Source organism: Chromohalobacter marismortui (assembly GCF_004364315.1).
Taxonomy (GTDB): domain Bacteria; phylum Pseudomonadota; class Gammaproteobacteria; order Pseudomonadales; family Halomonadaceae; genus Chromohalobacter; species Chromohalobacter marismortui.
Genome location: NZ_SOBR01000001.1, coordinates 34,020 through 59,538 on the forward strand (window position 1 = coordinate 34,020; position 25,519 = coordinate 59,538).

A 25,519-nucleotide genomic window follows, 5' to 3' on the forward strand; every position below is an offset into this window, starting at 1 on the left:
CGCAACCCCTTGATGTGGTGTGGTGAGCGTCACCATGGCACCTACCACCGCTCTTGGGCGGTGGCTTTTGCGTGCATCCACGAGAGGATGAGGGTCAACGAGCGGCGATGGCGTCACTGGGCGTTGCGTTATCTGCTGCGGCATCACGGTAGGCGGCGTCTTCTTCGGCGAGAACCTGCGGCGAGAAGCGCACCAGCAAGGCACAAAACGAGGCAAGCAGCACGGCCAGGCCAAGATAAAACAGCCCTTGCTGATAACTCAGCGACTCGCTGCGGAACAGGAAGCCCGCCGCCACGGCCCCTGCGTTACCGCCCGCGCCGACGATGCCGGCCACGGCGCCGAGCGCTTTCTTGTTGATAAAGGGGACGACCCCGAAGGTGGCGCCCTCGGCCATCTGGGTGAACAGGCTGAAGACCAGCATGATGCCGATGGCGAGCGCCAGCGTCTGCATCTGGGCGAAGCCCATCAGGGCGACCCCTTCGCAGAGCATGGCGATGAACAGCCAGCGCACGCGCCCCTTGAGCCCCCCATGGCGGGCGAAAAGATCAGAGAAGATACCGCCGAGAGTGCGGGCGAACAAGTTCATTAATCCAAATAGCCCGGCGATGAGTCCGGCGGTGGCCAGATCGAGTTCGAAGGTGTCGAAGAAATAGATGGCCGCGATGTTGTTGATGGTCAATTCGACGCCGAAGCAGGCGGCATAGACGATGAACAGCGCCCATACACGCACGTCCCGCATGGCGGCGCCGAAGCTGTGTGCCATGCCATGTTCCTTCTCCGGGTAGGGAAGCTCGCCGCGCGCCCGAAGCGTATCGTAGTTGCCGTCGGGGGCGTCCTGGGTAAAGACGTAATAGGCAATGCCGGTCAAGAACAGCACGATGCCGGGAACGACCATGGCCAGACGCCAGCCGAGCGCTTCATTGACGCCCAGCATCACAATGCCGGAGAACACCAGGGGCATGAGGATTTGCGTGGTGCCGCCGCCCAGGTTGCCCCAGCCCGCCGTGGTGGCGTTGGCGGTGCCGACGACGTTGGGGCCGAACATCACCGAGGTATGGTACTGCGTGATGACGAACGAGGCGCCGATGGCTCCGATCGCCAGGCGTGCCAGCAGGAAGGTCTCGAAGCTGTCGGCGAAGCCGATCAGCATCACGGGCAGCGAGCCGAGGCATAGCAGCCAGGTGTAGGCCTTGCGTGGCCCGATCTTGTCGCAGAGTAGGCCGATGACCAAGCGGACCAGCACCGTGATGGCGACAGAGGCGATGATGGTGTTGCCGATCTGGGTCTTGGTCAGACCGAGATCGTCGCGTACCACTGCCATCAAAGGGGCGATACCGAACCAACCGAAGAAGCAGACGTGAAATGCGAACCACGACATGTGGAAGGCACGCATCTGCGGTGTCTTGAGGCTGAAAAGCCGTATCTTGTTGGCTTTGTTGCGGATTTCCATGGCTCATCCTCTAACGTTGGAGTAGCGGAGATCGAACGCGACGTCGGCGACCTTCGGTTTGAAGGGCCGGGTCCTGGGGTTCGACGCACTCGTACTCACTTGGCGAGCCTGGTCCACGTCCTGCTGCCATATAAAAGGCAAGAGGCGTGCCAATGGAGCACGGCAATGATGAATGCCTTGGTTGATCATTCCAGAGCGGTGCATCGGCATGCGTTTGGTGCGCCTTGAGGCGTTATCGCACCGTTGTCATGCATCGATGGCGCACCGCTGATGTGCAAAGACGGTGTGGCATGGGCTGCCGCAGGGCATTACTTGGCATGCAACCTGCATTGCAGGGAGACAAGCACCCAGGAGAGAAATGCGCATGACCGTGAAGGTGCTGATCGTGGATGCGCGGCCGGAGCGCTCCCGTGCACTGGAACAAGCGCTGCACGAAGCGGGCTTCGACGTGGTGACGCGTGCCGACGAGCATGACGATCTCTACGCCATCATGACGCGCGTCACGCCGGATGCGGTGATCATCGATGCGGCGCTGCCCAGTCGCGATACCTTGGAGCACATGGGCCAACTGGGCCGCCGCTTTCCCAAGCCGATGATCATGCTGGCCGAGGAAGAAACGCCGAATTTGACGCGAGAAGCGACGAGCGTAGGCGTCAGTGCGTATGTGGTCGAGGACGTACAGCCGGCGCTGGTGCGTTCGATGGTCAACGTGGCGATTGCCAGCTTTGAAGCGCATCGCGCTCTCAAGGGAGAACTGACCAAGACTCAGACCACGCTCTCGCAGCGGCGCACCATTGAACGCGCCAAGAGCCAATTGATGGAAACGCACGCGTTCAGTGAAGACGCCGCTTATCAGTGGCTACGTAAGCACGCCATGAATCGTCGGCTGACCATTCACGAGGTCGCCCAGGCTGTCTTGGCCAGCGACGATGTCGGCTCGTAGGAGAGAATGATGAACGATCGCCGGATACCTCGAGGAGAATGGCCTTCTCCCGAGCGCGATACGCTGACCCTGGGCATGTTGCCGCTCAACGATGCGGCGCCACTGGTGGTGGCGCGAGAACGTGGCTTGTTTGCAGCGCATGGTCTGGATGTGACGTTGCATGTCGAATCGTCGTGGGCCGGCCTGCGCGATGCTATGCAGCTCGGGCTTCTCGAGGGTGCACAGATGCTGCCCTTGATGCCGCTGGCCTCGACATTGGGGCTCGATGGACGCCCTACACCGATGCTTTCGGCGCTGACGCTGAATCTCGGGGGGAATGCCATCACCGTGTCCAATGCGCTGTATGCCAGCATGCAGGCGGCCGAGCCCGAGGCGATGATGCAGGCACCGATTTCCGCCCGTGCATTGGCGGCAGTGGTGCGCCAACGGCGGACCGCCGGTCAGACGGCATTGCGTTTCGCTAGCGTCTATCCCTTTTCTTCACACCACTATCAGCTGCGCTACTGGCTGGCGGAAGGGGGGGTCGATCCCGATCGCGATCTCGAATTGCGCGTGGTGCCCCCGCCCTTGGTGGCGGAGCAACTCGAGGCCGGGTGGCTGGATGGCTACTGTGTCGGCGAACCCTGGAACACGCTCGCGGCACGTCGCGAAAGCGGTCGTGTGCTGATCGGCAGTCATGCCATCTGGCAGCACGGCCAAGAAAAAGTCTTCGCGGTACGCGAGGCATGGGCCGATGCCCATCCGGCAGCGCACCGTGCGTTGCTACGAGCGCTACTCGAGGCATGCGCCTGGCTGGATAGGCCGGCGCAGCGTGTCGAGGCGGCACGCGTGATGTGCGAAAAGGGGTATCTGGATGTGCCCCCCAACGTGGTGGAGGAAAGCATGGCGGCGGGAGATACGCCGGCACCGCATGGCGTGAGTGTGTTCCATCGCCATGCCGCGAACTTCCCTTGGCGCTCGCACCTGGCGTGGTATGCCGATCAGATGCGGCGTTGGCAGCATCTGAATGTCGAGGAGTCGGTACTGAAGGCGTGCCTGGCCCGCTGCGTCCGGCCGGACCTGTTTCGCGAAGCGGCCGACGATCTTGGCTTCAATTATCCACTCGTCGATACCAAGCGCGAAGGTGAACATGCGACGGAATGGCCGCTGGCAGGGTGCCGCGGTGCCATCGCCATGGGGAGCGATCTGCTGTTGGGTGGCGGGCATTTTTCAGGGCGCGACGACGATAGCGAAAGCTGAAACGCAAACCGCCCCAGCGTTGGGTGGGGCGGTTTGCCGAACCAGTTAAGTACAGTAAGTAGGCCGGCGACTCAGCCTTCGTCACCGGGCGCCTCGTCAAGCTGTACGCTGGCGATGGCCGGAATATCGCTGTCGCTTTCCAGCTTGGCGAGCAATGGCTTTGACTCTTTCTTGAACGCCGCCAGCTGCTTGCCTTTCAGGCTCTGGTTTTCGGGCAACTTGACGCGCATGGCATCTACGGAGCGGTTATTGACCATCACCTCGTAATGCAGGTGCGGGCCCGTGCTACCGCCGGTATTGCCGGTCAGTGCGATTTTTTCGCCCATCTCGACACGCTCACCTTCCGACACGAGTTGCTTGGAGAGGTGCATGTAGCGTGTCTTGTAGCCATTATCGTGGCGGATGACCAGATATTTGCCGGCGCCGCCCGCCTGAAAGGCGGACTTGATGACGCGCCCGGCGGCCGGTGCTTCGACGGGGGTGCCGGTACGCATGGCGAAGTCCGTGCCGCGATGAGGACTGATGCGTCCGGTGATCGGATGGTGACGACGCAGGTTGAAGGGGGAGCTGATGCGATAGTGACCCTCGAACGGATAGCGGTTGAACGCCGGGTCCAGGCCTTTTCCGTCGGGTGTGTAGAAGCGATCGTCGGCGCTGTTGCGGACCACGGTCAGGTCCATGCGCTCGCCCTTGTATTGCGCGGCGAGAATGCGCGAGTCGACGCTTTCGCCTTTCAGCATGTCGGATTCGACGAGTACCTGAAAATGATCGCCGTTACGCGTGTTGCGGCGAAAATCCAGTTTCTTCGACAGCAGGTTGGTCAGTTGAGCGACGTCGGCATTGGATAGGCCCGTGGATTGGGCCGATAACGTGAAGCTGCCACTGACCGTGCCGGCGAATAGACGTTGGGTGGTCTGGGTGGCCTTGGTGATGCTGGATACGTCGAAATCGTCTTGAGGCGAGTGACGCTTGATCAGGTATCCCTTGCGGACATTTTTCATGACACGCAATGCCAGTAAGTCGCCATCCTCGTCTAGCTTGTAATCGAACGAGCGACCCACGCGCCAGCGTGTCAAGACTTTCTTGTCAGGCATGCTGCCCAGGATTTGCATCACGGTGCTATAGCCGAGTCCCAGTGTACGTTCTGCCGTGACGGCGAACGTGTCACCAGGTTGCACGGTATAGGTCTGCCACTCCGGAACGAATTCTTGCTCGGCAGCGATTTCTCGTTCGAGCTCGGGAGAGCCATCCGGATCGTGGAGCTCTGCCGGGTCGATGGAGAAGTCTTCGTAGGACGTACCGCCAAGCGCTTCGTCATCGAGCTCGTCCTCGGGTAACGTGTTCGGGAGCTGGATGGCAGTGTGAAGCGCTTTCGCAGCCAGATGAGGATGCGCGCCGCGTGCCTCGGAAGCCGATGTCCCGGGCATGGTGTCCTCGGCCGCATGTGCCTTGGCGACGATGTCGAGATCGACGATTTCCTGAGCCTTGAGGTCGCTCAGAGGGAGATTGCGCGTGGTGACGGTCTTCGAGGAATCGAGGGCATTGTCCGCGAGCGAAGGAGACGACGAATGAACATCGTCGGCCTCTTGAGTGATCTGGTGAGTGGCTGATTCACCACCCTTGTCGTCGATGACGGTGACGATTTGATGCGCGCCCAGCACAGTCACCATAGTGGCAACCGGTAACAAGAGTAATTTATGTGTGCGGGGGAGCGAATGAAGAATCCGCGACATGATTGATAGAAGCCGTATACGTGAACGTTAAATAGATAAAAGGCATCGAAACGATAACTCAAGTAATATGAAATGCCTATCCTGTTCATGCATACAGCAAGGGCAAGCCGGTGTCGTCGGCTTGCTTATAGCCTAAAGTAAGTGGCTATGTTGGTAGTCCCTTACCGCTGCCACTCGTTGTACAGTATTGGTATAAATTTAGTCGGTCAAGCTGCCATCACGATAGGCCTGCATGGCGGCGTCCAGCTCGCTACGTGTGTTCATCACAAAAGGCCCATAATGAGCGATGGGTTCGCGATGCGGCGTGCCACGCAAGAGTAGGGCACCGGCCTCTCCATCGGCTTCCAGCGTGAGCGCATCACCGGCCTCCAGTACTGCGAGGTGACCGGCGTTTACCACTTGCTCACCCATCTTCACCGTGCCCAGATAGGCATATACCAGCATGGTCTCGTCATCGAGCTGGGTCAGCGACAAAGTGCCTGAGTCGAGCCGCAGATCGGCGACCCCGGCGTTGCCGGCCAAGGCATCCAGAGGGCCATCGACACTGGCCGAGGCGTTTTGCCAGCGGCCTCCGAGCGCTATCAAATGGCCTGCTTGCCCCTCGAGATGCGGCATGTCCTGCGCGCGTATGTCGCGATAGGTGGCGGGACTCAGCTTGTCGCGAGCCGGCAAGTTGATCCACAGCTGAAAGGCGTGAAGCCCTTGGCTGTCGGTCAGTGGCATTTCAGAGTGGATCATGCCGCGTCCGGTATGCATCCATTGCGCATCGCCGGCATGAATGGTGCTGCTGTGGCCAAGATGGTCCTCGTGCGTCAGCCCGCCGTGAATGACGTACGTCAGCGTCTGCATACCTCGGTGGGGGTGTGGCGGAAAGCCCCCGATATAGTCGTCGGGCTGTTCGGACCCCAGTTCGTCGAGCATGAGAAATGGGTCGAGCCCGCCTTCGAAGTCGTGCAGTCGCTTGATCTTGACGCCATCCCCGTCCTGACTTGGATGGCTGGAGCGAATGTGCTTGATTCGACGGTCTGTTTGCGTTGCGTGCGTCATGGTGAACCTCCTGATGCCTATGGCTGGTATTTTAGTTCGTAATTTTCGAAAATTAATCGCATATTTTTGCTTTAAGCATTCGGGAGAGTCGAATGGTCAGCGTCACGTTAGCGCAATGGCGCATGCTCGCTGCGGTGGTCGATCATGGCGGGTTCGCGCGTGCCGCGGAGGCCGTGCACAAGAGCCCTTCGACGCTCAACCACGCGGTGCACAAGCTCGAAGAGCAATTGGGGGTTCGGGTCCTGGAGCCGGTGGGGCGACAGGTACGTTTGACCGAGGCGGGGGATATGCTGCTGCGTCGTGCTCGGCAACTACTGGAAAGCGCCGAGGCCTTGGAAGATGTTGCCGGACGCCTCGGCGAGGGGCTCGAGGCCGAGGTGGTGATTGCCGTCGATCAGATATTTCCGCCGGATGCCTTGGCGCAGGCGCTGGACAGTGTGTCGCGGCTCTACCCCCACGTGCGCGTGCAACTGCATGAAACCGTACTCAATGGCGGTGTCGAGATGCTTTACGACGGACGCGCTGATCTGGTGGTGTCCGGTATCGCCGCACAGGGCTTTTTGGGGGAGCCTTTGGTCAATGTGGAGTTTCTGGCCGTGTCGCATCCAGGCCACCCTTTGCAGCATTTGGGGCGTGAACTCGATCTGCGTGATCTGGAGCAGCACCGTCAACTGGTGGTGCGGGATTCGGCGCTACGTCAGTCGATGGACGCCGGGTGGCTCAAGGCCGAGCAGCGCTGGACGGTGAGCCATCTGGTGACGTCGTTCGACATGTTGTGCCGTGGATTGGGGTTTGCCTGGATGCCGATCACTCGCATCCGAGAAGCATTGCGCATGGGAAGGCTTGTCCCTTTGCCTCTGGCGCTCGGGGGGCGTCGTGAAGTATCGATGCAGTTGATATTTCGTGACCGAGATCGTGCCGGACCGGCCACGCGGGCGCTGGCAGCGGCCCTGCACGAAGCCGTGAGCGGTTGCTGCGATGAACATTCGATAGAAACGAACGATTAGGTCGCTTTAATGCGCTTGAGCGTCGAATCAATCATTTTATGCTGAGCGCCATCGAGGGCGGCCAAGCGCCGGCCATCCGTGCAATGCGCGTCAGGATCGCTGTAGGAGCAAAGAAATGGGACTGTTGATCGAAGGTCGTTGGCACGACCAGTGGTATGACACCAAGAAGCACGGCGGCGAGTTCGTGCGCGAGTCGGCGCAGTTGCGTGATTGGGTCACGGCGGACGGCATGCCGGGACCGCAAGGGCAGCCGGGGCTGGTCGCCGCGCCGGGGCGTTTTCATCTCTACGTCTCGTTGGCCTGTCCGTGGGCGCATCGCACCTTGATCATGCGCAAGCTCAAGGGGCTGGAGGACATGATCGGTGTGTCGCATACCAGCCCGCTGATGCTGGAGCAGGGGTGGTCCTATGCCATCGAGGAAGGCTCGAGTGGCGATCCGCTCAATGGCGTCGATTACCATCACCAGCTGTATACGCTGACCGATCCTCAGTATACGGGGCGGGTCACGGTGCCGGCGCTTTGGGATCGCCAGACTGGACGCATCGTCAATAATGAGTCCGCCGAGCTGGTGCGCATGCTGGGGAGCGCCTTCGATGACCTGACCGGCAACCGCCTGGATTTTTACCCCGAGGACTTGCGCGACACCATCGATGCCGTCAATGCTGATGTCTACGACCATATCAACAACGGCGTCTACAAGGCTGGCTTCGCGACCGAACAGGCGGTCTACGACAAGCACGTTGCGGCGCTGTTCGCAGCCCTCGACCGGCTCGAGACGCGTCTCGATGCAGGCCGCTATCTCGCCGGGGAGTGGCTCACCGAGGCGGACATTCGGTTATTCACCACACTGGTACGCTTCGATGCCGTCTATCATGGGCACTTCAAGTGCAACCTGCGGCGTATCGAGGACTATCCCAACCTGTCGAATTACCTGCGTGAACTGTATCAGTGGCCGGGCATTGCCGAGACGGTGAGTTTCGATCACATCAAGCGCCACTATTATTACAGCCACGACACCATCAACCCGACGCGTATCGTCCCTCAGGGGCCGCTGCTGGATCTCACGCGCCCCCATGATCGTGAGCGCTTGCCCGGTCGGGGGATCCGCGGCGCCTGAGGCGCCGACTGTTCATCCCGCGGCGTTGTCAGTCGCCGCGTGCCCGAGCACGTGTCAGCCAGCGATCCAGGGCGTTGGCGAAGGCGCGGCGCTCGACATCGCCGTAGGGCTTGGGGCCGCCGGTGTGTTCACCGCTGGCGCGCAGAGTTTCCATGCGAATCTTGGATAGCCGCATCTGCACGGGGGCGCTGCCGCAAAATTAGCGATTCCTGGCCAGCCACCGATCGAGCGCATGGCGAACTCGCGGCGCTCGACATCGCCGTAGGGCTTGGGGCCGCCGGTGTGTTCACCGCTGGCGCGCAGAGTTTCCATGCGAATCTTGGATAGCCGCATCTGCACGGGGGTGCTGCCGCAAAATTAGCGATTCCTGGCCAGCCACCGATCGAGCGCATTGGCGAACTCGCGGCGCTCGACATCGCCGTAGGGCTTGGGGCCGCCGGTGTGTTCACCGCTGGCGCGCAGAGTTTCCATGAAGTCACGCATCTGTACCTGGGCACGAATGCTGTCGCGGGTCAGCGCTTCGCCACGATTGGTGATGACCTCGGCCTCGCGTGCCAACACGGCCTCCGCCAGAGGCAGGTCGGCGGTGACGACCAGATCGCCCGCTGCCACTCGGTCGACGATGGCGTCGTCGGCGGCATCGAAGCCACCGGGGACGGCCAGCGCGCTGACCCAGGCCGAGGGCGGCAGGGGCAGACGATGATTGGCGACGAAACGTGTCAGCGTCTGGGTGCGCTCGGCTGCACGCACGATGATCTCGCGGGCTTGACGCGGACAGGCGTCGGCGTCGATCCACAGCGTCGGCATGGGAAACTCCCTCGATAAGCGAATGGACGGGATGTACGAATAAGATTGAGCCAGGGCATTAGTCGATGGTAGTATGCCATTTCCTCGCATGTGTTGACCCCTCCATCCTGTATTCGTCCCTGTGCGATGTGCCTCCACTCATCATGTGGTTCGGCTCTTAGGACGTTTCTGCGCAAGGCGCATTGCCCGCTCGCTTCGAGCCGGCCGTGAGAGCGCTTGCCGCATCGATGGCGCGCCACGACGCGTAAGGTCGCCACAGCTGCCGCACATGCGGCAGGACGCAGGTGCTGCGACCGGCGCCTTTTGTTTCGATGCCCCAGGCCGAGCGGCCGATGGGCAATGAAGGCGCCTTGAATTTTTCCGCCGGTTCGCGCCGGCCATCCAAGGTGTGACATGACCACAACTCCCGCTGACTCGACGACTTTCGCCGAGCTTTCGCTGCCGTCTGTTCTTCTTTCTACGCTCGACTCTCTGGGGTATGAGACACCCTCACTGATTCAGTCTAAAACCATTCCCGCGCTACTCGAAGGGCGCGATGTGCTGGGCCAGGCCCAGACCGGTACCGGCAAGACCGCTGCCTTTGCCTTGCCGCTATTGTCGCGTCTTGACCTCAAGCGTCGCGAGCCACAGGTGCTGGTGCTTGCGCCGACACGTGAGTTGGCGCAGCAGGTTGCCGCGTCTTTCGTTCAGTACGGTCGTGATCTCAAGGGTCTCGAGGTGCTCAGCCTGTGCGGTGGCCAGGAATATCGTGAGCAGCTCAGCGGGTTGCGCCGTGGCGCTCAGGTCGTCGTCGGCACACCGGGACGCGTGATTGACCACCTCGACCGTGGCAGCCTCAAGCTCGACGGTCTCAACGCGCTGGTACTCGATGAAGCCGACGAAATGTTGCGCATGGGCTTCATCGATGACGTCAAGCGGGTGGTCGCCGATACGCCGCAAGATGCGCAGCGGGTGTTCTTCTCCGCGACCTTGCCGAATGAAATCTCGCGTATCGTCGATCATTATCTGGTCGATCCGCTGAGGATCATGATCGAGACCAAGACCAAGACCGCCGAAGGCATCGAACAGCGGCTGGTACGTATCGAAGGCGGAGCCAAGCTGGAAGCGTTATCGCGCTTGCTCGAGGTCGAGCCGGTGGATGCGGCCATCGTCTTCGTGAGAACGCGTGCCGCCTGCACCACCCTGGTCGAGCAGCTATTGCAGCGTGGCGTAAATGCGGCGGCGCTGTCCGGCGATCTCGACCAGAGTCTGCGTGAGCGAACCGTCGACCGCCTCAAGCGTGGCAAGGTCGATGTCCTGATCGCCACCGACGTCGCTGCGCGTGGCCTCGATGTGCCGCGTATCACGCATGTCTTCAATTACGATCTGCCGCAGGATGGTGAAGCGTACACCCACCGCATCGGGCGGACAGGGCGCGCTGGGCGCAAGGGTGTGGCGATCACCTTCGCCGGGGGGCGCGAGCAGCGTCGCGTGCGTGACATGGAGCGTGTCACTGGCCAGCCGATGAAGGAAGTCGAGTTGCCCGATGAGTCTGTCATCCGTGCGCATCGCGACGAGTTGTTCCGCAAGCGTGTGCTGGAGACGCTGGCGCGTGGCAGCGACTATCAGCGTGAGCTGATCGAGGGCTTGGTCGATGACGGCTATGATGCCGTCGATCTGGCCTGTGCCATGGCCAGCATGGCGCGTTCCGGCGAGGCCCCCATCGGCCGCTTGCCGAAGCCCGGCGAGCGCCGTTCTCCGCGCCAGGGCGGCGGTCGCGACGACAAACCCAATCGTCGTGATCGTGGGCCGAGTGCCGGCATGACGCGTTACCGTGTATCGGTGGGGCACAAGGATGGCGTCAAGCCCGGCCAGCTGGTCGGCGCGCTGGCCAATGAAGGCGGTATCGATGGTGGCAAGATCGGCCGCATCGACATTCGCAACGCTTTCTCCGTGGTCGAGTTGCCGAATACGCTGCCGGCCGCCGTGCTCTCGCGCATCGGTCAGGCGCGTGTCGCCGGCCGTCCGCTGGAGATCGCCGAGGATCGTGGTGGTCAGGAGCGCGCGCCGCGTCGCAATCGTGACGATGACGACGGCTCCAAGCGTCGTCGCTCGCAGGCGTGATGTAGCCACCAACGGCTCGCGTATGCCGCTCGTTATGTGACGGGCGGCCATGAAAAACGCCCCATGGCAAGGTGACTGCCATGGGGCGTTTGCGTTGGATAAGGCCCGTCCTCGAAGGGGGCGGGCCTGGCGTGTGAGCGTTATCCTTCGCGCTTGCCGTCGACGAGGCGCTTCAGATTCAGGCCGTTCGCTTCCTTGAGGGCTTCGGGAAGCAGCGAATCGGAAAGATTCTGATAGCACACCGGACGCAGGAACCGGAAGATAGCGGCGCTGCCCACGGAGGTGGAGCGTGAATCGGACGTGGCCGGGAAGGGACCGCCGTGCACCATGGCATGGCAGACCTCGACACCGGTTGGCCAGCCGTTGGCCATGATGCGTCCCGCCTTGCGCTCGAGAATCGGCAGCAACTGTGCCGCGTCCTGCGTATCGCCTTCATCCATCTGCAGGGTGGCGGTCAATTGGCCTTCCAGTGCTTCGGCCACGCGTTTCATTTCGTCCAGATCGTTGCAGATCACGACCAGTGACGTGGCGCCGAAGACTTCGTCCTGTAGCGATTCATCGGCCAGGAGGTCCGCCCCTTGTGTGGTGAAGAGACCGGCTTGGCACTGGTTCTCACCTTCGCCGGTGAGGCCACGGCCCACTTCGTTGACCTTGGGGTTGGCGGCCAGCTTGGCGACGCTTTGCTCGTAGGCTGAATGAATGCCCGGTGTCAGCATGGTGCTTGCGGGCGTGTCCTTGAGCGCCTTGCCAGCTTCCTCGATGAAGCTATCCAGCGCCGAGCTCTTGAGGCCGAGGACCAGACCCGGATTGGTACAGAATTGGCCTGCGCCCATGGACACGGAGCCCACGAAAGACTGGGCGAGGTCGGTACCGCGCGCTTCGAGTGCCTTGGGCATCAGGAAGACGGGGTTGATACTGCTCATCTCGGCATAGACGGGGATGGGCTCGGGGCGCGATTGTGCGGCTTGTTGCAGCGCCAGACCGCCCTTGCGTGAACCGGTGAAACCGACTGCCTTGATGTGGGGATGCTTGACCAGTGCGGTGCCTACCTCGTAACCGGCATCGAAGAGCATGGAGAACACGCCCTCGGGCATGCCGCACTTCTTGGCGGCGGTCTGTATGGCGCCTGCTACCAGCTCGGAAGTACCCGGATGCGCCGCGTGGGCCTTGACGATGACCGGGCAGCCTGCCGCCAGTGCGGACGCTGTGTCACCGCCGGCCACGGAGAAGGCCAGCGGGAAGTTGCTGGCACCGAAGACGGTGACCGGGCCCAGGGCGATGTGGCGCTGGCGCAGATCGGGGCGCGGCATCGGCGTGCGCTCGGGCAGGGCCGGATCGACGCGCACATCGAGCCATTCTCCAGCGCGCACGACGTTGGCGAACAGACGCAACTGATTGCAGGTACGACCTCGCTCGCCTTCGAGACGCGCGACCGGTAGCCCGCTTTCACTCATGGCGCGCTCGATGAGCCCGCCGCCCAGGTGCTCGATTTCCTCGGCGATGGTTTCCAGAAACTTGGCACGCTCTTCCAGCGAGGTTTCGCGATATGCATCGAAGGCGTCCCAAGCAAGCTGACAGGCACGCTCCACCTGCTGGCTATCGGCGCTGGAAAACTCGGGAGGGAGCGTCTCGCCATTGGCGGGATCGACCGCCTGGAAGCTGGCGCCGGGGCCGGCGACGGTATCTTGTCCGATGATCTGCTTGCCTTCCAATATCATGCTTGCCTCCTGGCAGGGTGAACAACTCAGTAATGGCGATGGTACGTTCGGAATTCAACGGTGGCGCGCCACCGCCGCCGATCCGCAAAAAGAGCGAACGCCAGTCATCAGGACGCCTGATGATCTCACCAGGCGTCCATGAAGGATGGCGTTGCCCATTTTGGCCGCGGCAGATTACAAGAGACCACGCGACTTGAGGAATTGAGTCACTGAATCATAGTACTCTTTTGTGATTTCGTTCTTGTCGGCCCACACTTTCCATTCTTTCTCGGCGGCCTGACGGAACTTCTTGCGTTCCTCGGCGGAAAGGTCGACCGGGTGCACGTCAGGATCTTTCTTGAGCTTTTTGAGCGTCTTGAGATCGGCTTCCTTGAGCTGGGCGATCAGGTCATAGGCCATGGCATCAAAGGCCGTTTCAAGGGTGGTCTTGAGATCGTCCGACAGGCCATCCCAGATCTTCTTGTTGATTGAAACGGCGATCATGGGCATGGAGTGGAAGCCGGGATACAACGGATACGATGCGAATTCATGAATCCCCTGTGCATCGTTGTTGGAAAGTACCGTCGAGTCGGCGGCGTCAATCACGCCTTTTTCCATCGCGGTATAGACTTCAGAGCCGGGCAGATTGACGGGCGTCGCGCCGATCCTCTCGAAGATGTTGTAAACCATGCCTTGGGGAGCACGAATCTTGAGGCCCTCGAAATCCTTGATTTCGTCGATCTTCACCGTCGAGGGAATGGACTCGAGGGGAAAGGTCGCTGAGGAAATCAGGTGAGTGCCGTAACGCTCGGCCAACTGATTGTAGATTTTCTCGCCACCCCCGTGCTTCATGTACTCGAGAAAGTCATAGGGGTTGCTCCAGGCCCCGACCAGGTTGCCCATCATCCCGAACGCGGGGTTCTGTCCAGAGAAGTAGCTGGGATCCGTCATGTGACCTTGCAGGATGCCCGAGGAGACCGCCTGCAGTGTTTCGGTGGGGCCCACGACAGAGTTAATGGGCATGACTTCGATATTGACCTTGCCATCGGTCATGGTTTCGATTTTGTCGGCCCATTTTTGTTTGATCTTGAAACTGGGCTCGCCCGCCGTTTCCGATGCCTGGAACTTCCAGTCATATTGCGCTGCCTGTGCGCTGGTCATTCCCACCAACAGGAGGGAGCCGGTAGCGATGAGTGCTTGTTTTAGAGTGAGCATTTCGATCTCCATTGAAGCTTGTTGTTATGAATAAAGCGTTGGCATCGGCCTGATGCCGAGTCATGGACGTTCGCTTGGCGAACTCGCTGCCCATGTTGGAAGCGCATTGTCGGTACGCCCGGGGCGACACATCCTGCTAGTCGTCTCGCGCGGGGTCGATGTCTCGACTAATGCGCATTAGATAGTTGAGCAGGGCACCGCTGCCGAACTGCCAGGGCCGAATGCGGTCGCTGGTGTCGACACGATTGACGAGTGCCCCGAGCGTTGGGGTGGCGATGGTCACCACGTCCTCGAGGTGATGAGTGAAGCCGCTGCCCTGGGTATCACGGTCCTGAGTCGGCGCGAACAGAGTGCCCAGGAACAGCATGAAGCCATCCGGATACTGGTGATGGCTGCCTAACGTCTGGGCGACGAGATCCAGCGGGTCGCGGCTGATCTGATTCATCGAGCTCACCGCGTCCAGATGAAAGCCGTCCTCACCGCGAACGTCGAGGGTCACCTCCAGGGCGCGAACGCTATCGATGTCGAAGTCCTCATCGAAAAGACGCACGAAGGGACCGATGGCACAGGACGCGTTGTTGTCCTTGGCCTTGCCCAGCAACAGGGCACTCCGCCCCTCGACATCGCGCAGGTTGACGTCGTTACCCAGCGTGGCGCCGCGTACCTGCCCACGCGAGTCCACTGCCAGCACGACCTCGGGCTCCGGGTTGTTCCACTTCGAGGCGGGGTGAATGCCGACTCGATGCCCCAGCCCTACCGCCGACATGGGTTGCGATTTGGTGAACACCTCGGCGTCGGGGCCGATCCCGACCTCGAGGTATTGTGACCAGGCATCGAGTTCCACCAGCTTCGTCTTGAGGGCCTGGGCCTCGTCGGAGCCCGGGGTCAATTGGGACAGGTCGTCGCCGATCAGCGAGGTGACGGTCTCACGCAATGTCGCGGCCTTCTGGCTATCACCGCGCGCCTGCTCCTCGATCACCCGCTCCAGCATCGATGATGCGAATGTTACGCCACACGCCTTGATCGCCTGCAAGTCGCAGGGCGCCAGGAGGTGCCAGGTAGCAGGGTCGCCCTCGGCTTCAAGCGATGCTTCCAGGCAGTCGCTGACCGCGAGGAGTGGGGCATCCGGCGCCTGGGCGATCCGCGCTGACACGTCGTCGAATTCCAGCAGGGCACTGAACGTGGGGGCGAGGCCACTTATGTCGTGAAGCATGCCGTCGCGCACGGTGACCAGGCGCGGACCTTGCACATCGGGATCCCACACACGGCCGATCAAGCGATCGTTGCCGGCGTCCTGGGGGAGAAACGGGTGAAATTCATTCATGGGAGCGCCCTTGGCTTCATCACGTTGGTGATAAATGTTGAACATAGAGCTCACATGTTCAACATAGACATTCGTATACCCGTGGCAACTGCCCAAGCTGCAGTGGGGCGCCACGACAGGGGGACAGACGAGCGTGGCCATGCCCCCTGAGGGCAAGAAATCATCGTTTTTTCAGTTGGTTGACGTTAAATACCGATAAGAAATAGACGCCGTGGCGGCACTCCTGAGAATGGAGGGCAAGCGCGTTTCGCCTTTGTTGATATTGCCATGTATATCAATCGAGGTGATTTTTGACATTATTCGGTTATCAGGAAAGACGTTTATTGTGTCGGCAACGCTAATGCGAATGTCATGAGAAGGAGCCCCTGATGAGTCAGTCCCCCCGCCGACTGCGCAGCGCCGAGTGGTTTGGTACCGCAGACAAGAACGGTTTCATGTACCGCAGCTGGATGAAGAATCAGGGCATTCCCGATCATGAGTTCCAGGGCAAACCGATCATCGGCATCTGCAATACCTGGTCGGAGCTCACGCCCTGCAATGCGCATTTCCGCAAGCTTGCCGAACACGTCAAGAAAGGGGTGCTCGAAGCGGGCGGGTACCCGGTCGAGTTTCCGGTGTTCTCCAACGGCGAATCCAATCTGCGCCCCACCGCGATGTTCACCCGCAACCTGGCGAGCATGGATGTCGAGGAAGCCATTCGCGGCAACCCGCTCGATGCCGTGATTCTGCTGGTGGGCTGTGACAAGACCACGCCGGCGTTGCTGATGGGCGCCGCGAGTTGCGATATTCCCACGCTGGTGGTCACCGGCGGCCCGATGCTCAATGGCAAGCACGAAGGCAAGGATATCGGCTCGGGTACCGTGGTGTGGAAGCTCTCCGAGGAAGTGAAGGCCGGTAAGATTTCGCTGCATGACTTCATGGCTGCCGAGGCAGGCATGTCACGCTCCGCCGGTACCTGCAACACCATGGGCACCGCCTCGACCATGGCCTGCATGGCCGAATCACTGGGCACCTCGTTGCCGCACAATGCCGCGATTCCCGCTGTCGATTCGCGCCGCTATGTGCTGGCTCACCTGTCCGGCAACCGCATCGTGGAGATGGTTCATGAAGATCTCAAACTCTCCAAGGTGCTCACCAAGCAGGCCTTCGAGAATGCCATTCGCACCAACGCGGCCATCGGCGGATCGACCAATGCGGTGATCCATTTGCAAGCCATTGCCGGGCGTATCGGGGTCGACCTGACGCTGGATGACTGGACGCGTATCGGGCGTGGCACGCCGACCATCGTCGATTTGCAGCCTTCCGGCCGTTATCTGATGGAAGAGTTCTACTATGCGGGGGGCTTGCCGGCCGTATTGCGACGTCTGGGCGAGGCCGACCGGCTACCGCACAAGGAGGCGTTGACCATCAACGGCAAGACGCTATGGGAGAACGTTCAGGACGCGCCACTTTACAATGAGGCGGTGATTCGTCCTCTCGACACGCCGTTGCGCGAGGACGGCGGCATGTGCGTGATGCATGGCAATCTTGCGCCCAATGGCGCCGTCCTCAAGCCTTCCGCCGCGACGCCCGAGTTGATGACGCACCGTGGCCGTGCCGTGGTTTTCGAGAATTTCGACGACTATAAGGCGCGCATCAACGACCCCGATCTCGATGTCACCGCCGACGACATTCTGGTGATGAAGAACTGCGGCCCCCGCGGTTACCACGGCATGGCCGAGGTCGGCAACATGGGGCTGCCCGCCAAGCTGCTCGAGCAGGGCGTCACCGACATGGTGCGGATCTCCGATGCGCGCATGAGTGGCACGGCGTATGGCACCGTGGTACTCCATGTGGCGCCGGAAGCCGCCGCGGGTGGCCCGCTCGCGGCGGTTCGCAATGGGGATTTGATCGCTCTCGATGCCTATGCCGGCACGTTGCATCTGGAGGTCGACGATGCCGAGCTCGCCGCACGCCTGGCCGAGGCCGATCCTACCGCCGAGTCGACGCGCATCGCCAGTACCGGCGGATACCGCCAGCTCTACATCGAGCACGTGCTGCAGGCCGATCAGGGCTGCGACTTCGACTTCTTGGTGGGATGTCGCGGCGCGGAAGTTCCCCGCCACTCACACTGAGCCGAGTGGCACGGACAGAGCAAGAGGGCGGCCGATCGGTCGCCCTCTTTGCGTATGGGGCATTGCGCGGCGTGAGACGCTGAGGCTCTACGCCTATTGGAGTATGTCGCGCTTATGGCAGAGGGCGATAGTCGAAGTAGGAGAAGTCCGCGGCTCGGCGCCGGCCACCTAGATCCTGTGCACAAAGTCCCACGAAAGTGCCGGTGAAACGTATGTAATCGGCAGCATCATCGGAAAGATGGCGGATATCTATCACGTCGCCAATGGTGCGCCACGCCTCATCGATTGACGCAACGTGGAACTGCAGCCGTTCGTTGTGGATCGTTGCCATCAAGCAAATTGGGCCTTCCGGGAGGGCGATTCTCTCCGTCAGTAGCTCATCGTATTGGCCATGGCGGGATTCGATGATGCCGAGACATCTTCCCCGTGCCTCATGATGCGTGACACACAAGTAGGCATAATCGGTCGTATCGTAATAGATGATCAGCCCTGCCATCTGTTGAAAATCTTCTGGCGAATACTCGAGCTGGGTTTCGATCTCGACATGGAAGTCCGTCAGTCGCCTTGCCAGCAGGCTTTGGCGATGCATCGACTGCATCGATTCGCCCCCTTTGAGACGCAAGAAACCGGGACGCTCGGAGAGCGATATCCAGTCCTCGCCGAAGGCTCGCCGTAGTGAATTCCAGTAGCCCTTCAGCTCGGCAGAAGAGAATTCATCCCGATCGTTTTCCATCCGCATGGGGTGGGGCGGTAGCTTCGGTGCTTCTACGTTGATGCTGGGGTGAGGGCCATCCATGACACGTAGCCATCCGTCCTGGGTCCAATGACATTTTTGGATGGCGGTTTCGCGTCCGAGAATGCATTTGTTCTCCACGGCCGGGCGAGCGCATAGATGGGCCATATACCACTCTCCGTTTTGTGTCTCGACGAGGCTGGCATGCCCTGCCTTCTGCAATTCCCCCGGCTGGCCTGGATCGGAAGTCAGGACTGGGTTGTCAGGATCGACTTCGTAGGGCCCCGGCAGAGAAGCAGATCGCGCAACCGTGACGGCGTGAGTGTATCCGGTACCCCCTTCGGCTGTGATCAGATAATAATATCCGTTGCACTTGTAAAGGTGAGGGGCTTCCGTTACGCCGAGTCGAGTCCCTTTGAAGATGTTGTGCACGGGCCCCGTCAGAGATTGACTGACCCTGTTGTAACGCTGGAGTGCGATGCCAGCGAAAGCGTTTTCCCCCTTGCGGAAATCCCATATCATGTTCAGAAGCCAGCTCGATCCATCATCATCATGAAACAGGGAAGGGTCGAAGCCACTACTGTTCAGATAGACGGGGTCGGACCAGGGCCCTTCGATATTCTCGGCGGTGACGAGATAGTTATGGGTATCTTTGAAAGCGCCTTTTCGGCTTTTGACATCGGTATAGATCAGGTAGAAGATTCCAGCGGCATGGCTCAAGCAGGGTGCCCAGACACCGCCCGAGTCGATGTTGCCAACCATGTCGAGCTGAGTCGTTCGCGTCAGTGGATACGTGAGCAACCGCCAATGCACCAGATCTCTGGAATGGTGGATTTGCACGCCGGGAAACCACTCGAACGTGGACACCGCGATATAATAGTCGTCGCCTACGCGTAGCATCGAGGGATCCGGATGATATCCAGGCAAGACGGGATTGGTAATGATCGCCATATTATCGGCTTCCTTGTTGCCAAGCGGTGTGAATTCAAGCTCTTGCCTTGAGATCCTCGATGATGCTCGGATAGCGTTTATCGAGATCGTAAAAAAGCATGAGTACGATAAGAAGCACGCAAAGCGCGAGTGGCAGATAAATGAACAGCGTCTGGATCGATAGCAAGGCCGCGGCGCTCTGTTCACCACCCCCGCCGACATAACCACCGAATGCCAGTACCCAACCAATGAGCGCCGTACCCAGGCCGCTGCCAATCTTGATACCCATGCTGCCGCCGCTATACACCATGCCTTCGTTGCGGATGCCGGTTTTCCATTCGCCGTACTCGATGGTGTCGCCGAGGATGGCAAACATGCTGCCATTGATCGGCGCCTTGCCAATGCCTCGAATAATGGTACCGGCGATGAGTAGCGTTACATTGCTTAGATCGATCAGCATCACGAAATATCCGCAAATGGTGATCAATTCGCCGACGATGATGGCATTGCGTTTACCGAAACGCCTGGTGATCGGAGCCACGCAAGCCATCCCCACGAGGATGAAGGCGATGTAGGCCGTGGTGACGATCCCCACCATCCAGGTGTCGTCCAGGATATATTCTGCGTAATAGACCACGGCACCAGAGTTGAGCGCGTTGAAGATATAGGTCATGAGGATGAAAGAGGTGGCCAGCGCCCAGTATCGATTCTTGCACAGCGTCAGTAGACTTTCCTTGAGTGAAACGGTTGAATCTCGCTGGCTTTGACTGGCAGGCTTGACGCGTTCTCGTGTCGTCTTGAAGGTGAAGATGAAAAGCGCAGTACCGACCGAGCCAAAAATCATGAAAGTTACGACCCATCCGAATTGCCCGCCGCCGAACAATGTTGCAACCGGTAATGTCAGATTGCTTACCAACAAGACCCCTATTAGGGCCAGGCTCATCCGGTAGACGTTCAGCAATGACCGTTGATATTGATCCTGGGTAATTAGCGAGTTCATCGTCCCGTAGGGGACGTTGAGTCCTGTATATACGAGGCATACCACGTTGTAAGTCACGGCAATGTAGACCACTTGCCAAAAGGGAGAAGCATCGGGTACGGCAAAGAGCATGACCGCTGACAAAGCGAAGGGCACTGCCAGCCATAACAGCCAGGGTCTCGCCTTGCCATGCCGGGAACGTGTCTTGTCGATGACATATCCCATGGCGATATCCGAGAAGCCGTCAAATACGCGCGAAAACAGCATGATCGAGCCGATGATGCCAGCGGCGACACCGATGACATCCGTGTAGTAATACACGATGAAAATACTCATCGCCTGCCATATGAAATTGCTTGCTAAGTCGCCACAGCCATAGCCGACCTTCTCGAGAAGGCCGATCTTTTCGGCTGGTGTCGCTGGAGAAGCGGTAGACGCTACGTGCTCGCCAGGAACGGTTGAAGTCTGTGAGCTTGCCGACATGATGGACCTCGTTGTCATGGGAGAGGCACATGGGCCTCGAGTTTTCTGAAGACGCCATGGCGTCATGTCTGACGACTACCTGCGTATCCATTAAGGAGGGGTGGGGTTCTTTAGTTTTTAGCTTTAACTAAGTTGATGTTTGTAGATTAATAAAGCAGTTGCCATTATACGTTGGTCATAAATTCATAAATAATTGATACGGAAACCATGTGATGGTGGACTCAAATGCTCCTGCCAGCGCCGTCATGCCTGGGGTATACGGAAACGCTTTGAATCAAGTGGTGGCGAGCAAGGTGATGGGGAGCGAGTGGGCCCCGAGACTGAGGACGGAGGCACCAGCCTTTTCTGGGGCTTGGTGGATTGTCTCAGGGGGTACTGGGTGGCAATGAGTCTTAACGTGACGCGTCTGTATGTTGAACATATAATCCTTTTGTTCAACATACAGGCCGTTGCGTATAGATTACGCTGACAGCAAGGCATGGCCTTTTTTCGAAAACGAGTGTCATTGAGCAAAGGCATCAGATCATGAACGATCACAAGATCACCCCCGACCAACTGCGCTCGCGCTGGTGGTTCGACAACCCCGAGCATCCGGGGACCACGGCGCTGTGCATCGAGCGCTACATGAACTACGGCCTGACGCTGGAAGAGCTCAAGAGTGGCAAGCCGATCATCGGTATCGCCCAGTCGGGGTCCGACTTGACGCCTTGCAACCGTCACCACATCGATCTGGTGAAGCGCGTCAAGGATGGCATTCGTGCCGCCGGGGGCGTGCCGTTCGAGTTTCCGCTGCACCCCATCCATGAAAATGTGCGCCGGCCGACGGCGGCGCTGGATCGCAATCTGGCGTATCTGGGGCTGGTGGAGGTCCTGCATGGTTATCCACTCGATGGCGTGGTGCTGACCACCGGCTGCGACAAGACCACGCCGGCGTGCCTGATGGCCGCCGCGACCGCCAACATCCCCGCGATCGTGCTCTCCGGTGGGCCGATGCTCAATGGCTGGCGCGGCACCCAGGAGCGCGTAGGCTCGGGTACGATCATCTGGGAGCTGCGTAAGCGTTTGGCGGCGGGGGATATCGGCTACGAGGAATTCCTGTCCCGCGCCACCGATTCGGCGCCTTCCGTCGGCCACTGCAATACCATGGGCACCGCCTCGACGATGAACTCCATGGCCGAGGCGTTGGGCATGAGCCTGCCCGGCTCGGCGATGATCCCGGCGCCCTACAAGGAGCGCTCGATGGTCGCCTATCAGACCGGGACGCGCATCGTCGACATGGTCTGGGAAGACTTGCGTCCGCTGGATATCATTACCCGCGAGGCCTGCGAAAATGCCATCGTGGTGTGTTCGGCGCTGGGCGGTTCTTCCAACGCGCCGGTGCACATCAACGCCATCGCCCGTCATGCGGGGATCGAGCTGACCAACGACGACTGGCAGCGCCTCGGGCACGAAATTCCGCTGCTGGCCAATGTGATGCCGGCGGGGATCTATCTTTCCGAAGAGTTCCACCGAGCCGGTGGTGTGCCCGCAGTGCTCAGCGAGTTGATCAAGGCCGGGCGTCTGCATGGTGACGTGCCGACGGTCAACGGCAAGACGCTGGCGGAGAATACGGCCGGGCGTGAAACCCTGGATGACGATATCATTCGCCGCTACGACAATCCGCTGGTGGAAGAGGCTGGCTTCATCAATCTCAAGGGCAATCTGTTCGACTCGGCGTTGATGAAGACCAGCGTGATCGCCAGCGATTTCCGGCAGCGTTTCCTGAGCCAGGCCGATGATCCGGATGCCTTCGAAGGCAAGGTGGCGGTATTCGACGGCTCCGAGGATTATCATGCGCGCATCGACGATCCGTCACTCGGGATCGACGAGAACACTATCCTGATCATGCGCGGGGCCGGACCGATTGGCCATCCGGGGAGTGCTGAAGTCGTCAATATGCAGCCGCCGGAGGCGCTGATTCGTCAAGGCATCGAGTCGCTGCCGTGCATCGGCGACGGTCGTCAGTCGGGGACCTCGGGGTCGCCCTCGATCCTCAACGCGGCCCCTGAAGCGGCAGTGGGTGGCGGCTTGGCGCTACTGGAAACGGGGGATCGAATTCGTATCGATCTCAAGCGCGGCGAAGCCAATCTGCTGGTCGATGACGCCGAGTTGTCACGGCGTCGCCAGGCGCTGGAGTCGCGGGGCGGTTATATCTATCCGGTGGACCAGACGCCCTGGCAGGAGATCCAGCGCGGCATGGTCGAGCAGCTTGATCGCGGCATGACGCTGGGCCCGGCCACCAAGTACCGCGACGTCGCGCGTAAGAGCCCGCCTCGCGATAATCACTGAGTATCCATCACCCAGTACTCCCCGCTGAGCACTCACTGCTAAGTACTTAGCTACCGAAACGGGCGTCGCCATGCGATGCCCGTTTCGTGTTGCAGGAGCTAGAGTTGAGAGCATGGGACTTGATGCGTGTCAGGTTTCGGACAGCAGCTCGGTGCTATGTCCAAGGGGCGTGTCGGGGATTTCCAGCCCCAAGGCGCTGGCGGTGCCGGCGAGTACCGCCTGCGAGGCACGAAAGGCATCGCGTGGCCGGCGTGCACGGATGCTTTCCATCAGCAATCGGTGGCGCTCCAGACTCTCCGCCGGGTCGCTGGCACTCACGTTCGAGGTCTCGATCAGCAGCAATATCGAGGGGCGCAGAATATGCGAGAGCTGTGACCAGACGATGTTGTGCGTGGCCTTGAAGATCGCCACATGGAAGGCGATGTCATAGCTGCTGTGCAAGCGGCCGTCACGGTTGGAAGCGGGGTCGTCGAGATCACTGCCCATACCGTTGTAGGCTTCCTCGATGGCGACCAAATCATGTGCCGTGGCGCGTTTGGCGGCGGTCATGGCGACATAGGGTTCCACGTCCAGGCGAAAGGCCAGGATCTCGCGTTGCACGCCGGGGTTGGGGGCGGCGTAGCGTGTCATCCACTCGGTGACCTGGGCATCGAGAATGTTCCACTCGGGGTATTCGCGGACCTTCGAGCCATGCCCGGAGATACGCTCGATGATTCCGGCATCGACGAGCTGACGGAGGTCGCTGCGAACCGCAGAACGGTTGAGGACGAAGCGCTCGCACAGATCGATTTCTCGGGGGACGAAATCGCCTGGCTGATAGACGCCGGAGAAGATCTCTTTCGCCAGCGCCTCGGCGACGCTGGGACGTTTTGGGGATGAGGTTTGCTTGCTCTTCACGTGACATCGTTCCGAATCATTTCGCTCACGCTGGCATATGTCGAACATTTCGACAAGACGCCGATGGTCGGTGGGCATGCACTGCGCACCTGGCAACGTGGAGCCAAGAGCGCAGGGCGTGATGACTGCCGACCCTAGCGGGGAGCGGCGAGACGTTGCCCGAGCATGGTCATGAAGGTATCGGCGGCCTCGAGCTGAGCGATGTCCAGGTATTCGTCGGGTTGATGTGCCTGGGCGATGCTGCCAGGGCCGCAGATGACGGTGGGCAGGCCGGCTTGCTGGAACTGACCGGCTTCGGTGGCGTACGCCACGGCTTCATTGTCGGCAGCGCTCAGAAGGGCATGGCAGAGCTCTAGCGCCGCCTGGTTGTCGCGATCGGCCAGGGCGGGCACGGTTTCGGTCAGGTGCTGGGTATGAATGTCGAGCTGAGGCGCGCGTGGGCGCAAGTCGTGTACCAATGACTCGGCGTAGTGCTGAAAGCGCTCGAACAAGGCCTCGAAGCCGTCCGTCGGCAGATGGCGGATCTCCCAGTCGAAATGGCACTCGCGGGCCATGATGTTGATCGCCGTACCGCCCTGGATCTTGCCCACGTGGAGGCTGGAGTGGGGGACGTTGAAGAGCGGGTCGACACGCCCCTCGCTGACCAGTTCCGCCATGATGTCCTCGATGCGGGTCACCAGGCGGGCGGCTACGTGCACGGCGGACACGCCTTGACGCACCTGGCTGGAATGCGCCTCGCGGCCGGTCACCGTGGTACGCAGGTTGGTAATGCCTTTCTGGGCCACCACCGGTGCCATCAGCGTGGGCTCGCCGACGATGACCGCTGCCGGCGTAGGCGCGTCGGCCATCAGGCGCTCGATCAAGCGCGGCGCGCCCAGGCAGCCCACTTCCTCATCGTAGGAAAACGCCAGGTAGATCGGCCGCTGCAAGTCGAGCGCTTGCCACTGGGGCACCTGCGCCAAGGCACTGGCGATGAATCCCTTCATGTCGCAACTGCCGCGCCCGTAGAGGCGACCGTCGCCTTGGTCGGTGAGGGTGAAGGGATCGCTGCTCCAAGGCTGGCCGTCCACCGGTACCACGTCGGTATGCCCGGACAGCACCACGCCCCCCGCGACCTCGGGGCCGATGCGGGCCAGCAGGTTGGCCTTGCTGCCGTCATCGTTGTCGATGCGGGTACAGGGCACGTCGTGCTCGGCGAGATAACGTTCGATGAAAGCGATCAGTTCCAGGTTGGAGTGGCGCGAGACGGTATCGAAGCCAACCAGGCGTTCGAGCAAGGCAATGGTGTCGGACACGGCGGCCTCCCCAGACAATGTGTTGCGCCAGCCTAGCACGCTCGAGCTTTGACGCCACCCGCGCTTTGCCCCATCTTA

19 protein-coding genes are annotated in these 25,519 nt (G+C 60.5%); 7 read left to right on the plus strand and 12 right to left on the minus strand.

All coding sequences use genetic code 11. The annotated features are described in order from the left end of the window. Window positions 1-94: 94 nt before the first annotated feature. Window positions 95-1,450: a NarK family nitrate/nitrite MFS transporter gene (locus tag C8E00_RS00140; RefSeq protein ID WP_133693199.1), complete on the minus strand. Its 1,356-nt coding sequence runs from the start codon at window positions 1,448-1,450 to the stop codon at window positions 95-97. 364 nt (window positions 1,451-1,814) lie between these two features. On the opposite strand from C8E00_RS00140, the gene C8E00_RS00145 reads away from it, so the two are divergent. Then, entirely contained in the window at window positions 1,815-2,393 is a 579-nt protein-coding gene (locus C8E00_RS00145) for an ANTAR domain-containing response regulator (RefSeq protein WP_243833066.1), read from the plus strand. A 9-nt stretch (window positions 2,394-2,402) separates the two neighbouring features. Then, window positions 2,403-3,632 carry a CmpA/NrtA family ABC transporter substrate-binding protein gene (locus C8E00_RS00150; RefSeq protein ID WP_133693203.1) on the plus strand — a complete coding sequence of 410 codons (1,230 nt, stop codon included), beginning with the start codon at window positions 2,403-2,405 and terminating at the stop codon, window positions 3,630-3,632. 71 nt (window positions 3,633-3,703) lie between these two features. Here C8E00_RS00150 and C8E00_RS00155 read toward each other — a convergent pair whose 3' ends face one another. Both C8E00_RS00155 and C8E00_RS00160 read right to left on the minus strand, forming a co-directional pair. Beyond that, window positions 3,704-5,365 (minus strand): peptidoglycan DD-metalloendopeptidase family protein, encoded by a 1,662-nt coding sequence (locus tag C8E00_RS00155; protein WP_133693205.1) that lies wholly within the window; start codon window positions 5,363-5,365, stop codon window positions 3,704-3,706. A 198-nt stretch (window positions 5,366-5,563) separates the two neighbouring features. Continuing rightward, window positions 5,564-6,412: a pirin family protein gene (locus C8E00_RS00160; RefSeq protein WP_133693208.1), complete on the minus strand. Its 849-nt coding sequence runs from the start codon at window positions 6,410-6,412 to the stop codon at window positions 5,564-5,566. Window positions 6,413-6,504: 92 nt separating this feature from the next. Between C8E00_RS00160 and C8E00_RS00165 the strand changes: the two genes are divergently transcribed. Both C8E00_RS00165 and C8E00_RS00170 read left to right on the plus strand, forming a co-directional pair. Beyond that, window positions 6,505-7,419, plus strand: coding sequence for a LysR family transcriptional regulator (locus tag C8E00_RS00165; protein ID WP_133693210.1), 915 nt, complete (start codon window positions 6,505-6,507; stop codon window positions 7,417-7,419). A 115-nt stretch (window positions 7,420-7,534) separates the two neighbouring features. Continuing rightward, window positions 7,535-8,536, plus strand: a complete 1,002-nt coding sequence (locus tag C8E00_RS00170) for a glutathione S-transferase family protein (protein WP_133693212.1) — start codon at window positions 7,535-7,537, stop codon at window positions 8,534-8,536. Window positions 8,537-8,564: 28 nt separating this feature from the next. Here C8E00_RS00170 and C8E00_RS00175 read toward each other — a convergent pair whose 3' ends face one another. Further along, window positions 8,565-8,690, minus strand: a complete 126-nt coding sequence (locus C8E00_RS00175) for a DUF188 domain-containing protein (protein WP_243833067.1) — start codon at window positions 8,688-8,690, stop codon at window positions 8,565-8,567. A 203-nt stretch (window positions 8,691-8,893) separates the two neighbouring features. After that, window positions 8,894-9,343, minus strand: a complete 450-nt coding sequence (locus C8E00_RS00185) for a YaiI/YqxD family protein (RefSeq protein WP_133693214.1) — start codon at window positions 9,341-9,343, stop codon at window positions 8,894-8,896. A 393-nt stretch (window positions 9,344-9,736) separates the two neighbouring features. Between C8E00_RS00185 and C8E00_RS00190 the strand changes: the two genes are divergently transcribed. Next, window positions 9,737-11,446 carry a DEAD/DEAH box helicase gene (locus C8E00_RS00190; RefSeq protein ID WP_133693216.1) on the plus strand — a complete coding sequence of 570 codons (1,710 nt, stop codon included), beginning with the start codon at window positions 9,737-9,739 and terminating at the stop codon, window positions 11,444-11,446. Between the two features lie 140 nt (window positions 11,447-11,586). Here the strand turns inward: C8E00_RS00190 and C8E00_RS00195 are convergent, their stop codons facing one another. From C8E00_RS00195 to C8E00_RS00205, 3 genes are all read right to left on the minus strand, one after another. Then, a complete protein-coding gene (locus C8E00_RS00195) occupies window positions 11,587-13,164 on the minus strand; it encodes an aldehyde dehydrogenase (NADP(+)) (RefSeq protein WP_133693218.1) in 1,578 nt (525 codons plus the stop codon). A gap of 174 nt (window positions 13,165-13,338) precedes the next feature. Continuing rightward, window positions 13,339-14,358 carry a TRAP transporter substrate-binding protein gene (locus C8E00_RS00200; protein WP_133693220.1) on the minus strand — a complete coding sequence of 340 codons (1,020 nt, stop codon included), beginning with the start codon at window positions 14,356-14,358 and terminating at the stop codon, window positions 13,339-13,341. Window positions 14,359-14,494: 136 nt separating this feature from the next. Further along, window positions 14,495-15,682 carry a fumarylacetoacetate hydrolase family protein gene (locus C8E00_RS00205; RefSeq protein WP_133693222.1) on the minus strand — a complete coding sequence of 396 codons (1,188 nt, stop codon included), beginning with the start codon at window positions 15,680-15,682 and terminating at the stop codon, window positions 14,495-14,497. Between the two features lie 368 nt (window positions 15,683-16,050). Between C8E00_RS00205 and C8E00_RS00210 the strand changes: the two genes are divergently transcribed. After that, the gene (locus C8E00_RS00210) at window positions 16,051-17,796 is read left to right on the plus strand and encodes an IlvD/Edd family dehydratase (protein WP_133693224.1); all 1,746 of its coding nucleotides are present in this window, start codon (window positions 16,051-16,053) and stop codon (window positions 17,794-17,796) included. Window positions 17,797-17,908: 112 nt separating this feature from the next. On the opposite strand, the gene C8E00_RS00215 is transcribed toward C8E00_RS00210, so the two are convergent. Both C8E00_RS00215 and C8E00_RS00220 read right to left on the minus strand, forming a co-directional pair. Continuing rightward, window positions 17,909-19,480, minus strand: coding sequence for a glycoside hydrolase family 43 protein (locus C8E00_RS00215; protein WP_133693226.1), 1,572 nt, complete (start codon window positions 19,478-19,480; stop codon window positions 17,909-17,911). A 34-nt stretch (window positions 19,481-19,514) separates the two neighbouring features. Then, on the minus strand, window positions 19,515-20,921 hold the full coding sequence (locus tag C8E00_RS00220; protein ID WP_133693227.1) for an MFS transporter: 1,407 nt from the start codon (window positions 20,919-20,921) through the stop codon (window positions 19,515-19,517). Between the two features lie 525 nt (window positions 20,922-21,446). Here C8E00_RS00220 and C8E00_RS00225 point away from each other — a divergent pair. Continuing rightward, on the plus strand, window positions 21,447-23,249 hold the full coding sequence (locus tag C8E00_RS00225; protein WP_208291849.1) for an IlvD/Edd family dehydratase: 1,803 nt from the start codon (window positions 21,447-21,449) through the stop codon (window positions 23,247-23,249). A gap of 129 nt (window positions 23,250-23,378) precedes the next feature. Here C8E00_RS00225 and C8E00_RS00230 read toward each other — a convergent pair whose 3' ends face one another. Both C8E00_RS00230 and argE read right to left on the minus strand, forming a co-directional pair. Next, entirely contained in the window at window positions 23,379-24,194 is an 816-nt protein-coding gene (locus tag C8E00_RS00230; protein WP_133694453.1) for a FadR/GntR family transcriptional regulator, read from the minus strand. A gap of 86 nt (window positions 24,195-24,280) precedes the next feature. After that, a complete protein-coding gene (gene argE / locus C8E00_RS00235) occupies window positions 24,281-25,441 on the minus strand; it encodes an acetylornithine deacetylase (protein ID WP_133693231.1) in 1,161 nt (386 codons plus the stop codon). Between the last annotated feature and the right edge of the window lie 78 nt (window positions 25,442-25,519).